Source organism: Sphingomonas sp. GW821-FHT10F11 (assembly GCF_058809095.1).
In genome coordinates this window covers 412733-425236 of sequence record NZ_JBXASH010000004.1, presented here as the reverse complement: position 1 = coordinate 425236, position 12504 = coordinate 412733, and the positions used below count along the sequence as shown (strand labels likewise).

Sequence of the window (12504 nt, the reverse complement as noted above, 5' to 3'; positions counted from 1 at the left end):
ACCACATCGCAGTCTAAAACACCACACACCCATCAGCCGCCTCGGCCTAACCGAGAACAACCTGTTGAGGCTCCACAGCTAGCGATGGACGGCCGACGCGGATAGAGCGGTTGCCAATGCCGCAATGCCTTGCTAGGGGCGCTCGCCTACCAGCTGCCGGGGTTTGTCCGGCGGTGTTTCACGTGCGGCCGTGGCGGAACTGGTAGACGCGCAACGTTGAGGTCGTTGTGGGCGAAAGCCCGTGGAAGTTCGAGTCTTCTCGGCCGCACCACTTTCTTTCCAGGGATGATACCCTGATCGCCGAGGACCGGACGGGCAGCGCCCGTCCTCTCGTACGTGTGGCTCAACGAGCCGTCGATAGAACCTTCGCGCAAAGCTTTGCTACCAACGGATCGTCCACGCTACAGTGGCGTTCTGCAACTGAACGCGCGAACCCTTCGCGCTCGCCGAAAGCACGCCTTGCCCGAAGCCGCCGCCTATCTGAATGCGATCGGCACCGCCGTTCCCGATCACGACATCCACCACGCCTTCATCGCCTGGGCGCAAGGCCGGATCGAGGATGAGCGCGCCGCGAAGCTGTTCGCGCGCATGGCGGCGCGATCGGGCATCGAGCATCGCTGGTCGGTGCTGAGGCGCACCAATGACGGGGGATCGCCGGTGTCGGCCGAGGGCTTTTACGCCAAGCCGCACTTGCCGGGCACGGCCGAGCGCATGCGGCTCTATGCCAAGGAAGCGCCGAAGCTGGGCATCGCCGCGATCAAGGCGCTTGCCGCGCAGGTGCCGATCACCGGCATCACCCATTTCGTCGTCGCGAGCTGTACCGGCTTCGTCGCCCCCGGCGTCGACCAGATCATCGCGCGGCAGATCGGCCTTCACCCCTCGATCGAGCGGCTGCTGATCGGGTTCATGGGCTGCTATGCCGCCGTAGCGGCGCTCCGGACGGCGCGTCATATCGTCCGCTCCGAGCCCGAGGCCCGGGTCCTCGTGCTGTGCGTCGAGCTGTCGACGCTCCATCTCCAGGCGGAAAGCGAGATCGAGCCGCTGCTGGCGATGCTTCAATTCGGCGACGGCGCCGCCGCGGCGATGGTCACCGCTGAACCAGGGGGCTTTGAGATCGGCCGGCCCTTCGCCACCACCCTGCCCGATTCGCAGGAGCTGATCCGCTGGGACGTGACCGACAGCGGCTTCGCGATGCATTTGTCGGGCGAGGTACCGGGCCGGATCGCCGCCGGCCTGGCCGATCCCTATTTCGCCTCGGCCGCGACCGGCGGGCGCACGCCGGACGAGATCGACGGCTGGGCGGTACATGCCGGCGGGCGCTCGATCCTCGATGCGGTCGAGCACGGCCTCGGCCTGGCGCCGGAAGCGCTGGCCGTCTCGCGCGGCGTGCTGGCCGACAATGGCAACATGTCCTCGGCGACCCTGATGTTCGTGCTGGCACGGCTGCTCGTCGGGCCGCCGGTGAAGGAGGGCGTCGCGCTCGCCTTCGGCCCCGGCCTCGCCGCCGAAGGCTTTGGTTTCCGGAGCGTCAGATGAGCCTCGCGACCCGCGCCATCGCCGAGGAGCTGATGGATGCCGACGATCTCGACGCGGCAACCTATGCCGAGGTCGTCGGCGATCTCGCCACCGTCAATGTCGTGACGATGGCGGGACGCCCGACGCTCGATTTCCTGAATCGGGCGACGCGGGGCATGACGTCTTTCCGCCTGCTCGATGTCGGGTTCGGTGACGGCGACATGCTGCGCCGGATCGCGCGCTGGGCGAAGAAGCGTGGGCTCGCCGCCGACCTGGTCGGAGTCGACCTCAACCCGCGCAGCGAGCTTGCCGCAACCGCGCATACGCCGTCCGGTCTGGGCATTCGCTATGTCACCGGCGACTATGCCGACTTCGCGGGCGGCAATTGGGACTTCGTCGTCTCCAGCCTGGTCGCGCATCACATGACTCATGCGCAACTCTTCGCCTTTCTGCGCTTCATGGATACCGAGTCGCGGCGCGGCTGGCTGGTCAACGATCTCCACCGCCATGGTTTTGCCCATTGGGGCTTCCCGATCCTCGCCCGGATCGCGGGCTGGCACCGCATCGTGCGACTCGACGGCACCCTGTCGATCGCCCGGTCCTACCGGCCGGCGGAATGGCCACCGATCCTCGCCGAAGCAGGAGTCGAAGCCCGCATCTACCGGGCCTTTCCCTTCAGACTGTGCGTCGAACGCCTGCGCTGATCGTCGGCGGCGGGCCGGCGGGCGCGAGCGCGGCGATCCTGCTCGCCCGCGCCGGCATCCCGCATCTGCTGGTCGAACGCGGCCGCGACACCGGCGATGCGCTGTGCGGCGGTTTCCTCAGCTGGCGTACGCTCGACTCGCTGCAAGGCCTCGGCATCGAGCCTGAAGCCCTGGGACCGGCGCGCATCACCCATGTCCGGCTGTTCGCCGGCAAGGGGATGGCCGAGGCGCCCTTACCGCGCCCGGCGATCGGCGTGTCGCGGCGCCATCTCGATTCGCTGCTGCTCGACCGGGCAGCGCGCACCGGCGCGGCGATCGAACGCGGCGTCACGGTGAAGGCGATCGAGGGAATCACCGCCCGGCTCCAGCATGGTGGCGCAATCGAGACCGACGCGCTGTTCCTGGCAAGCGGCAAGCACGACATCCGCGGCCTTGCGCGTCCGGCGGAGGCGCGCGGCGCCGATCCGACCCTGGGCCTGCGCATCCGACTCGCCCCCGCACCGGCACTCGACCGGCTGATCGGCAACATGATCGAGCTCCATCTGTTCGACCGCGGCTATATGGGGGTAGTCCTGCAGGAAGACGGCAGCGCCAATTGCTGCATGGCGGTCCATCGTTCTCGCCTCGCCGAATCGGGCGACGCCGATCGGCTGCTCGACTCGCTCGCGGCCGAATCCCCTCGGCTGGCCGAGCGGCTCGCCTGGCGCCGCGGCGGCGAGGCGATCGATGCCGTCGCCAATGTCCCTTATGGTTGGCGCATCCGAGAGGGCACGGCGGGGCTGTTCCGGCTCGGCGACCAGGCCGGCGTGATTCCCTCGCTCGCCGGCGAAGGCATGGGCATCGCCATCGCCAGCGGCATTCGCGCCGCGCGCGCCTATGGGGAAGGCGGGGCCATGGCCGCGATCCCCTTCCAGCGCCGGCTCGCCGGCGACCTGGCGCGGCCGATCGGCATCGCCGGGCTGATTCGCGGCGCTGCCGAGCGCCCGGCCATTGCCGCCGCTCTGGTGCCAGTTGCCCGGAACCTGCCGCTGTTGATCGATGTTGTCGCGCGGCTGACCCGGATCAACCATTCGCACCTTGACCATGACGCCATCGCGCAGGAAAGCTGACCCCCATGGACCAGTTCACTCTTTCCGAAGGCGAGTGGCGCAAGCGGCTCAGCCCGGAACAATATCATGTCTTGCGCGAAGCCGGCACCGAACCCGCCTTTTCCGGCCGCTACACCAACAACAAGGCCGACGGCCTCTATCGCTGTGCCGGCTGCGCCACGCCGCTGTTCGACAGCGCCGACAAATATGATTCGGGCTCGGGCTGGCCCAGCTTCGCCCGGCCGATCGCGCCCGAACGAGTTACCGAACACAGCGACGTCAGCCACGGCATGACCCGCACCGAGGCGCGCTGCGCGCGCTGCGACGGGCATCTCGGCCATGTCTTTCCCGATGGCCCGCCACCGACCGGGCTACGCTATTGCATGAACTCGCTCAGCCTGGATTTCCGCGCGCGCGCACCGGAAAGCGTCGGCGAGGCCGCCGCCTGATCCTATCGGTTCACCGGCGCTTCATCGCGTCTGCACCACATGCTCACAGGCAGGCCGCTTGTTTGCGTAACCAATAGAGCCTATCCCCACCAAGCCCCATGGCCAGCCGTTCCCGATCATTCCTGCCCCCGATCTGGCGTCGCCGGCTGATGCTGGCACTGCGCATCTCGGGCGTGCTCCTTGTCCTTGGCCTGATCGGCCTGGTCGTGGCCGTCTATGTCCAGCGCGCGCAGCTGCCGAGCTTCGAGGAGCTGAAATCCTCGCCCAACGGCCAGATGATCCGCGTGCACGCCGCCGACGGCACGGTGATCGTGTCGATGGGGCCGAGCTATGGCGAATGGCTGTCCTACGACAAGATCCCGCCCGTCATGCGCGACGCGATGGTCGCGGTGGAGGATCGCCGCTTCCGCTCGCATCTCGGCATCGACCCGATCGGCGTGATGCGCGCGGTGAAGCTCGCTTTCGTCAATCGCGGCACCGACCGGCGTTTCCAGGGCGCCTCCACCATCACGCAACAGGTGGCGCGGACGATCTTCCTGTCGAACAAGTACGATGTCGGCCGCAAGTCGCGCGAGGCGCTGCTCGCGCTGGCGATGGAGCGTAAGTTCAGCAAGGACCAGATCCTCGAACTCTATCTCAACAAGGTCTATTTCGGCGGCGGCGCCTATGGCATCGACGCGGCCGCGCGGAAATTCTTCGGGCACGGTGCGGACAAGCTGACTCTGTCCGAGGCTGCGGTGATCGCCGGCCTGGTCAAGGCGCCGTCGCGCTATTCGCCGACCGCCGATGCCGAGGCTGCCGTCGGCCGCGCCGGCGTGGTGATCGAACTGATGCAGGAGACGGGCAAAATCACGGCTGCCGAAGCCGCGACCGCCGATCCCAAGAGCGTCGCGCTGGCGCCCGAGCCCAAGCAGAACAGCGTACGCTATTTCACGGACTGGGCGCTGCCTCAGCTTGAGCTGCTGATCGACGAGACCAGCCGGCCGCTCGAGGTATGGACCACGCTCGACCTCAACATGCAGCGCGATGCCGACGCTGCGATCCGCGCCAATGCGCCGAAGAACGCGCAGGGCGCGCTGGTCGCGATCGACCGGGACGGCGCGGTGCGCGCGATGGTCGGCGGCAAGGACTATGTCTCGTCGATCTACAATCGCGCGACCCAGGCAGTCCGCCAGCCGGGGTCGGCGTTCAAGCTGTTCGTCTATCTCGCGGCGCTCGAGGCGGGGCACAAGCCCGAGGACTCGCTGGTCGATGAGCCGATCTCGATCAACGGCTGGAGCCCGCGCAACAGCTCGGGCGCCAATCGCGGCGCAATGACCCTGCGCACCGCCTTCGCCTATTCGGTCAACACCATCGCGGCCAAGCTGGGCCAGGAGGTCGGCTTCGGCACGATCGCCGACATGGCGCGCCGCTTCGGCATCACCACCAAGGTCGATACCCATCCGGCAATGGTGCTCGGCACTTCCGATGTGCGGCTGCTCGACATGACCCGTGCCTTTGCCAGCGTCGCCAACAAGGGCGTCGCGGTGACGCCCTACGGCATCACCAAGGTGACCGCGAACGGCGAGACCATCTATGCCCAGCAGGTCGATCGCAGCCATGTGCTGGTGGCGCCCTATGTCGCGGCGCAGATGACCGACCTGCTGCAGACCGCGGTCAACACCGGCACCGGCAAGGCAGCGCAGATCGGCCGGCCGGTCGCCGGCAAGACCGGCACGACCACCTCGAACAAGGACGGCTGGTTCCTCGGCTTCTCCAGCGGCCTGACCACCGGCGTGTGGATGGGCCGCGACGATGCCAAGGCAGTGCCCGGGCTGCAGGGCGGCACCGCCCCGGCCCGCGCCTTTGCCGCCTTCATGAAACCCGCTGTCGCCAATCGCCCGGTGGAGGCGTTCGAGACTCAGGTGACCCTGCCCGAATGGCAGCTCGAGCCTGATCAGGAATCCTATTTCGGCGAGCCCGACAATGGCTTGTTCGTCGACGAGGATGGCAATCCGGTCGAGCCCGGCGCAGCGCAGCCGTCCGATCCGGGTGCACCCTTGGTCGATCCCGACGGCAACCCGCTGCCGCCGGATCAGCAGGAGCGCGCTATCCGGACCCAGCCCCCCGAGCGGCTGGACCAGGAATGGATGGATCAGGTGCTCGGCCGCACACCGCCGCCGAACCGACCGCCGCCGCAGCGCGAACGCGCACCCGTACCGCCGTCAGACCGACCGGCCGAGCGCCCTCAGGATTCGCGCCCGACCCAGTGAAGCGCCGCGCCATTGGCGCGCAGCCATGCCCGCGATTTTGCCGGGTCGCTCTCGTCCAGCTTTTCGACCAGCGCCTGGAAATCGGGTCCGTGATTCATATGAACCCGGTGCGCGACCTCATGCGCGACGGTCGCCCGCCGCACAAAGTCCGGCGCGAGGATCAGCCGCCAGCTATAGCGGATCGCGCCGCTCGACGCGCAGCTCCCCCAACGCCCGCGCGGATCGCCGATCGCGACCCTGGTGACACCGACCCCGGCGCGCACGGCGAATTCGGCGGTCTCGACGCTCAGCACGCGCAGCGCTTCCCGTTTCAGCCATGTTTCGATCCGCCGTGACAGCCCGTCGCGCGGACCGCCGCACCGCAGGATAGCACCGTCGCGCTCGATCCGCCGCGATGCGCCCTCAAGCCATTCGATCGTCAGAAGGTCGTCGCCGAACGGTACGACACCGCCCGGCACCAGCGGGCGCGGCCGGGGCAGGCGCGCGCGCTGCGCATCGATCCAGGCCCGCTGTCCCTCGGCCCAGAGCAAGGCTGGCTTGACCGGAGCGCGAAGCGGCAAGGTGAGCCGGACCCGCCCGCTCGCTGGATCGACCGACAGCTTGGCGCGGCGGGAACGGGCGTTACGGACAACTTCCACCGGTGCGCTCACAGTCGGCGATCGACCAGATGATATTCCAGGTCGCCGGCATCGTCCTCGGAGATGGTCCAGCCACGCACCGATTCCCCGGCGCGGTGGACGGCGTCACGATCGCCGCAAACCAGATAATGCCAGCGCGGCAGCGGTTCGTCGGCGGCACGCAGGCGATAGGCGCAGGTCGAGGGCAGCCAGTCGATCTCGCGGACATTGTCGCGGCTGAGACGCACGCATTCGCTGACATAGGCGTGGCGGTGGCGGTAATCGGAACATTGCGCCGTCTTGCGATCGAGCAGGCGGCAGGAGACGTTGGTCGCCATCAGCTCGCCGGTGTCCTCGTCCTCCAGCTTGTGGACGCAGCATTTGCCGCAGCCGTCGCACAGCGCCTCCCATTGGCCGCGGTCAAGCGCGTCGATCGGAGTCGTCTCCCAGAAGCGGTCGCTCATTTCACCCAGCGTCTGATCTCGGTCGCAATCGCCTCGGGCGATTGATCCTGCGGCAACAGGGCCAACGGCTTGCCCTGCGGATCCATCAGATAGGCGACCCGGCTGTGATCCACCATATAGCCGCCGCCGGGGCTCATCTCGCCCTTCTTGTAATACACCGCATATTCCTTCGCCGTCGCGTCGATCGCCGCCGCGCTGCCGGTCAACCCGACCATACGCGGGTGGAAATTGACGACGAAGCTCTTCAGCACCTCGGGCGTGTCGCGCGCCGGATCGACCGTGATGAAGAGCGGCACGATCTTCGCACCTATCGCCGGATCGCTTGCCTCCACCGCACGCAGGCCAAGGCCGATATTGCGCGCATCGACCGGGCAGACGTCCGGGCAGAAGGTGTAGCCGAAATAGACGATACGATATTTGCCCGCGAAATCGCGGTCGCTTACCTGCTTGCCGTCCTGATTGGTCAGGGTGAAAGGGCCGCCGATCCGTGCGCCTTCGAGCGGCGGCTTGGCAGGCACGCCCGGACCGGAACAGGCAGTGAGAGGGGCTATCATCAGCAGGGCGGCAAGGGCTCGGCGGATGACGATTGCGGGCACGCGGGCTATCTCGTTCATGGCGTGGCCAGCCATGATCTGTTAAGGGCCTCGGCGCAAGTTCGACCCGAGGCCGCCATCGTGACCGCGTCCTCGGCATTACAGGGGCCTGTCCACCAGATGATCGCTCGTACATTCGGCTTCGTGCTCACCGCCGCGCTGCTTGGCACCGCCATTCCCGCCCAGGCGCAGAACCAGTCGGAAGGGTATAAATTCCTCCAGGCGGTGAAGGACGCCAAGGGTTCCGACGTCGAGAAAATGCTGCAGGTCCCGGGCACGACGGTGCTCAATACGCGCGACTATTCGACCGGCGAGGGTGCGCTGCACATCGTGGTGAAACGCAGCGACGCGACCTATCTGCGCTATCTGCTGGCACAGGGCGCGGACCCCAATATCCGGGACGGCAAGGGCAACACGCCGTTGCTGGTAGCGGCCGGCCTTGGCGAGATCGACCTGATGCAGGTGCTGCTCGACAAGAAAGCCAATGTGAATCTCGCCAATTCGAGCGGTGAGACTCCGCTGATTCGCGCCGTGCAGCGCCGCGACCTCGGCATGGCGCGTTCCCTGCTGGCCGCCGGGGCGGATCCGGACCAGGCCGACGTCATCGCCGGCAAGTCGGCGCGCGACTATGCGACGGAAGACGCGCGATCGACGGCGATGGCCAAGTTGATGGCCGAAACCCCCAAAAAGGCACGCCGTGCCGTATCGGGACCCAGACTCTAAGTCCCCTCTAAAGCAGCGCCCCGGCCTCGGGGTCGATCAGCCCGGTCAATCGCCTGCCGGCGCGCCGCGCGAAGGCGAGGGTGTTGCGCTTGCGTGTCGCGCTGGACAATGGATCGGTATGCGCCTCGCGCACGATCGCCGCGTCGTAGCGATCGGCGATGATCACCCCGGTACGGGCCGGCAGGAACGCCTCGCCGTCGAGCGGCGACGCGTCGAAACCGGCGGGGATCGCCCAATAGAAACGATCGCAACAGGCCAGATAATCGGTCCATTTGCCGTCGCCGAGAAGGTCGGCGCGCGACACCTTGATCTCGACGATGATGATGGTGCCGCGTGAATCGAGCGCCATCAGGTCGGCGCGCCGGCCACCGTCGAGCGGCACCTCGGCCATGGCGACCAGATCGTGGCGAAGCAGCATGCGCACCGTGCCCCGCGCCACGTCCGCCGCGCAAAGCGGCGAGCCGGGGGCGTCTATACATGATTCGGGGGGACGCTGCAGCATCCCCCCGATCTAGAACATTTCACGAACGCGGGTCAAATCCACGCATCGCCAGATGATGGAAGTTGTCTAGCGCCTCAGCGATAGAACACATGATTCCCGATCGCTGCGATCTTCGTCATGCGCCAACCCGGCGAAACCCGGCGAGCGTGGAAGTACATCGCGTTCTGAGCCGGGCTGTCCCAGGCATCGGCCATCGCGACACGCGCGACGGCTACGGCGGTGCGATAGGCGGGGCTGTTGGCGATGACCGGTACGCGACCGCCGCGAACGAAGGAGAACTGGCCCGGCTGGGTCACGACCGAGCAGATCGACTTGGGGAAGCGGCCAGACTTGGTGCGGTTGAGGATAACCTCGCCGACAGCGAGCTGGCCCGACAGGGGCTCGCCCTTGGCTTCGAAATAGATCGCGCCCGCCATGCAGGTCAGATCGCTGTCGCGCGCATCGGTGTCCTGCGCGGCGACGGCCTCGGCGAGGCTGTCATAATCTTCTTCCGCCTGGACGGCAGGGACGACGGCGGGGACAATGGAAAGATCGGTGTCGCTCTTGGCGGCGGTGTCGACAGCTTCCGCTGCGGGCGCCGGCGTCGCGGCGGCTTCGGGCGTGGGGCTGGCAACGGGAACTGGAAGGGCAATCGGGAGTTTAAGGGACTTGTCGAGTTCGAAAGCAAAGCCCGGAGTGCTGGCGCCGATCAGGCCAGTGATAGTCAGAGACATCGCCGCTATGGCTGCGGCGCGAGTGAAAAACGTCATTAAAACTTCGAAAAATGCGGTGGTGTGCGGAAGCTGATCGGATCAAGAAAAAGCGATCGCCCGGACGTCCCCCCGACTGCGTAACCTAGCCGGATCGCACCCGGCACGGCACAACGCGCGTGATAGAGAGCGCGCTTTCGTTGTGCAGCGCACCCAAGTCAACCCGACAGCATCGTTTCTGCGGCGAATCGTTCTGCCGATACGATATCCAGCTCGACGACCCACAAATCGGGGTCGCGACTGCGTCTCCGGCGCCAATAGTCGGTAATTTCGATAGTATTCTCAATGTCTTTCGGGCCGACGCGGACGAGCTGAACCGAGCCATCGGGCCCGATCCCGCGTTCGAAGACGCCGGAATTAACCCCTTTTTCCAGGGCGATGACCAGGATCGCGCCGGCCTGGACATCGCCTTTGGCGAGCACCGTGCCGATCCCGCCGGCATCGTTCACCCGCCTGAGCATCGCGCCGACCAGCAGCCCGCTCGGCAGACGTTCGCTCACGGTCGGGCACTCATGGAATCGCCCGATATCCGGGCAGACCAGCCAGTGCGATGCGGCTGCGCATGAAGGTGCCAGTGCCGCGCGCGGCCTCTTCGCCTTCGCTGTCGATCAGCCGGGCCTCGGCGACGAACACGCGCCGCTGGCCGCTCACCCAGCGCCCCTCCGCCACCACCGGTCCGACCTTGAGCGGCTTGGTGAAGAGCAGGTTGAACGCGGTGGTGAGCAGGAAACGATCGGTGACCAGGCTGTTGGCGGCATAAAAGGCGGCGTCGTCGAGCATCTTGAAATAGCTCGTGCCGTGCGCCGCCCCGCCGGCGTGATAATGGCGCTCGTCGATGCTGAAATGGATTCGCGCGACGCCTGCCTTGGGGATCTCCAGCGTCGATTCGAACAGCCGGTTGATTGGTGCCGCGGCATAGAGCGATTCGAGCGCGCGGAAATGCGCCTCCTCGCCCCGGGCCGGGGAATCAGGCAGCGTCACGTGCCTCGTCGGCGGTCAGCAACGCGTAGATCGCATCGCGCGACCCGGCGCCGCGCAGCTTGTCGACGAACCCGCGCTCGCGCAGCCGGCGCGACACCCTGGCCAGCGCCTTCAAGTGCAGCGCGCCGGCATCGACCGGCGACAACAGCATGAAGACGATGTCGACCGGCAAATCGTCGACCGCCTGGAAGTCGATCGGCTGGGCAAGGCGCGCGAACACGCCGACAACATGATTGAGGCCGGCGACCCGCGCATGCGGCGTCGCGACGCCGCTGCCGAACCCGGTCGAGCCGAGCTTCTCGCGCTTGACCAGGCCCTCGGCGAGGGCAGCGGACTCGAGTCCGTACGCCGCAGCCGCGGCCGCGCCGAGCTGCTGGAACAAGGCTTTCTTGTTGGCCACCGCGAGCCGTTCGAAAACGGTCTCGGGCAGCAGCAGGTCACTCAGATCGGTCATCATCATCCTTGGGCCACGCCACCCCGGCGCGCGCCCATAGCGCCGTTTGGCGCCGCGCGATAGCACATGAGTCAGGCCGCGCGGTGCGGCTCGACCCAGCCGATCGTCCCATCACCGCGGCGATAGACCATATTATACGCCCCCGAGCCGGCATTGCGGAACAACAGCGCGGTGGTGTTGCGCAAGTCGAGCATCATGACCGCATCGGAAACAGTTGCGTCGGGCACGTCCACCCGGGTCTCCGCCACGATCAACGGGAAATCCTCCGCCACTTCGTCACTGGCCTCGCGGAACACGGTATAGCCGGCATTGTCGTCGACCGCGTCGGTGCCGTTGACGACACCATTGGCCTGGCCCGAATTTCGGTCCTTGAGGCGGCGCATATAGCGGCGCAACTGCTTCTCGATCTTGTCGGCCACGCCGTCGAACGCGCCATGCGCGTCCATCCCGTCGTTGCTGCCCTTGAGCACCAGGCCCTGCATCACATGCGCGACGATGTCGCAGGTGAAGCCATTGTCGTGCGGCCCCTTGCCGAAGGTGACATGGGCGGAAATCGCCCGGGAGAAATATTTGGCGGCGATACCCTGGAGCCGAGTCTCGACATGGCTTTTCAGCGCGTCGCCGGTAGCGACCTGATGGCCCGAAATCCGGATGTCCATGAGCATTCTCCAGTCAGTGGGACCAGACAGCTAGGCCTCGCCCCGTACCTGCGTCAATCGGACGCCTCGACCCCCCAAAGCGGATTCTTGATCTTCTCCATAAACGCTGCATGACGTGCGAGTTCCGCCGCGCTTGCCTCGAAAAGGCGCGCCGGGCGCACCACCGCAGGTGCTGCAGCCGGTTGAAAGCTGGTCTGGACCTCGATCGTCTCGGTGACCAGGGTCAGTCCGATCTGGCGCCCACCGGTCAGCTCGACATAGACCTGGGACAGGAGCTGCGCGTCGAGCAGCGCGCCGTGCACGACGCGGTGGCTGCGATCGATGCCGTAGCGGCTGCACAGCGCATCGAGGCTATGCTTGGCGCCGGGATGGCGGCTGCGCGCGAGCACGATCGTGTCGACCATCCGGTCGAGATTGATCGCCTTGCGCCCGCACCGCACGAGTTCGCCGTTGAGGAAGCCGAAGTCGAAGCTGGCATTGTGCGCGACCAAGGGCGCGTCGCCGAGGAAGTCGAGCAGACTGTCCACACCATGCCCGAACAACGGCTTGTCCGACAGGAAAGCATCGCTCAGCCCGTGCACGCGCTGCGCTTCGGGGGGCATGGTGCGCTCGGGGTGGAAATAAGCGTGGAAGGTGCGCCCGGTCTCGACCCGGTTGACCAACTCGACACAGCCGATCTCCACCATTCGGTCGCCATCGGCGAAGCTGAAGCCGGTAGTCTCGGTGTCGAAGACGATCTCGCGCATTACATATG

Annotated in this window: 16 protein-coding genes and 1 tRNA gene; 7 read left to right on the top strand and 10 right to left on the bottom strand. The window is 66.8% G+C overall.

Features of this window, described 5'->3' with window-relative positions; genetic code table 11:
• Positions 1–184: 184 nt before the first annotated feature.
• The 6 genes from AC1RT8_RS15375 to AC1RT8_RS15350 all read left to right on the top strand — a co-directional run bounded on the left by AC1RT8_RS15375 (position 185) and on the right by AC1RT8_RS15350 (position 6008).
• Positions 185–271, top strand: a tRNA-Leu gene (locus AC1RT8_RS15375).
• A gap of 188 nt (positions 272–459) precedes the next feature.
• Positions 460–1536, top strand: coding sequence for a type III polyketide synthase (locus tag AC1RT8_RS15370; RefSeq protein ID WP_493076519.1), 1077 nt, complete (start codon positions 460–462; stop codon positions 1534–1536).
• Positions 1533–2219 carry a methyltransferase domain-containing protein gene (locus tag AC1RT8_RS15365; RefSeq protein ID WP_493076518.1) on the top strand — a complete coding sequence of 229 codons (687 nt, stop codon included), beginning with the start codon at positions 1533–1535 and terminating at the stop codon, positions 2217–2219. The genes AC1RT8_RS15370 and AC1RT8_RS15365 overlap by 4 nt, the downstream gene beginning before the upstream one ends.
• Positions 2198–3328 carry an NAD(P)/FAD-dependent oxidoreductase gene (locus AC1RT8_RS15360; RefSeq protein ID WP_493076517.1) on the top strand — a complete coding sequence of 377 codons (1131 nt, stop codon included), beginning with the start codon at positions 2198–2200 and terminating at the stop codon, positions 3326–3328. Before AC1RT8_RS15365 ends, AC1RT8_RS15360 begins: the two co-directional genes overlap by 22 nt.
• 5 nt (positions 3329–3333) lie before the next feature.
• On the top strand, positions 3334–3756 hold the full coding sequence (gene msrB, locus AC1RT8_RS15355; RefSeq protein ID WP_493076516.1) for a peptide-methionine (R)-S-oxide reductase MsrB: 423 nt from the start codon (positions 3334–3336) through the stop codon (positions 3754–3756).
• A 98-nt stretch (positions 3757–3854) separates the two neighbouring features.
• Positions 3855–6008, top strand: coding sequence for a transglycosylase domain-containing protein (locus AC1RT8_RS15350; protein WP_493076515.1), 2154 nt, complete (start codon positions 3855–3857; stop codon positions 6006–6008).
• On the opposite strand, the gene AC1RT8_RS15345 is transcribed toward AC1RT8_RS15350, so the two are convergent.
• The 3 genes from AC1RT8_RS15345 to AC1RT8_RS15335 are packed head-to-tail and all read right to left on the bottom strand — an operon-like array spanning position 5984 to position 7718.
• Positions 5984–6658, bottom strand: a complete 675-nt coding sequence (locus AC1RT8_RS15345) for a M48 family metallopeptidase (RefSeq protein WP_493076514.1) — start codon at positions 6656–6658, stop codon at positions 5984–5986. The genes AC1RT8_RS15350 and AC1RT8_RS15345 overlap by 25 nt on opposite strands.
• Positions 6655–7089 carry a YcgN family cysteine cluster protein gene (locus AC1RT8_RS15340; protein WP_301083702.1) on the bottom strand — a complete coding sequence of 145 codons (435 nt, stop codon included), beginning with the start codon at positions 7087–7089 and terminating at the stop codon, positions 6655–6657. Before AC1RT8_RS15340 ends, AC1RT8_RS15345 begins: the two co-directional genes overlap by 4 nt.
• Positions 7086–7718, bottom strand: coding sequence for an SCO family protein (locus AC1RT8_RS15335; RefSeq protein ID WP_493076513.1), 633 nt, complete (start codon positions 7716–7718; stop codon positions 7086–7088). Before AC1RT8_RS15335 ends, AC1RT8_RS15340 begins: the two co-directional genes overlap by 4 nt.
• A gap of 84 nt (positions 7719–7802) precedes the next feature.
• Between AC1RT8_RS15335 and AC1RT8_RS15330 the strand changes: the two genes are divergently transcribed.
• Positions 7803–8405 (top strand): ankyrin repeat domain-containing protein, encoded by a 603-nt coding sequence (locus tag AC1RT8_RS15330; RefSeq protein WP_493076512.1) that lies wholly within the window; start codon positions 7803–7805, stop codon positions 8403–8405.
• A 7-nt stretch (positions 8406–8412) separates the two neighbouring features.
• Here the strand turns inward: AC1RT8_RS15330 and AC1RT8_RS15325 are convergent, their stop codons facing one another.
• The 7 genes from AC1RT8_RS15325 to dnaQ form a co-directional block, all read right to left on the bottom strand.
• Positions 8413–8907: an MmcB family DNA repair protein gene (locus AC1RT8_RS15325; RefSeq protein ID WP_493076511.1), complete on the bottom strand. Its 495-nt coding sequence runs from the start codon at positions 8905–8907 to the stop codon at positions 8413–8415.
• Positions 8908–8981: 74 nt separating this feature from the next.
• Positions 8982–9620 carry a cell wall hydrolase gene (locus tag AC1RT8_RS15320; RefSeq protein WP_493076510.1) on the bottom strand — a complete coding sequence of 213 codons (639 nt, stop codon included), beginning with the start codon at positions 9618–9620 and terminating at the stop codon, positions 8982–8984.
• 194 nt (positions 9621–9814) lie between these two features.
• Positions 9815–10156, bottom strand: a complete 342-nt coding sequence (locus AC1RT8_RS15315; RefSeq protein WP_493076509.1) for a DUF1491 family protein — start codon at positions 10154–10156, stop codon at positions 9815–9817.
• Positions 10157–10166: 10 nt separating this feature from the next.
• Positions 10167–10631, bottom strand: a complete 465-nt coding sequence (locus tag AC1RT8_RS15310) for a PaaI family thioesterase (RefSeq protein WP_493076535.1) — start codon at positions 10629–10631, stop codon at positions 10167–10169.
• Positions 10624–11091: a PTS sugar transporter subunit IIA gene (locus AC1RT8_RS15305; RefSeq protein ID WP_493076508.1), complete on the bottom strand. Its 468-nt coding sequence runs from the start codon at positions 11089–11091 to the stop codon at positions 10624–10626. Before AC1RT8_RS15305 ends, AC1RT8_RS15310 begins: the two co-directional genes overlap by 8 nt.
• A gap of 71 nt (positions 11092–11162) precedes the next feature.
• The gene (gene hpf / locus AC1RT8_RS15300) at positions 11163–11750 is read right to left on the bottom strand and encodes a ribosome hibernation-promoting factor, HPF/YfiA family (RefSeq protein WP_493076507.1); all 588 of its coding nucleotides are present in this window, start codon (positions 11748–11750) and stop codon (positions 11163–11165) included.
• 53 nt (positions 11751–11803) lie between these two features.
• Positions 11804–12496, bottom strand: coding sequence for a DNA polymerase III subunit epsilon (gene dnaQ / locus AC1RT8_RS15295; protein ID WP_493076506.1), 693 nt, complete (start codon positions 12494–12496; stop codon positions 11804–11806).
• Positions 12497–12504 lie beyond the last annotated feature (8 nt).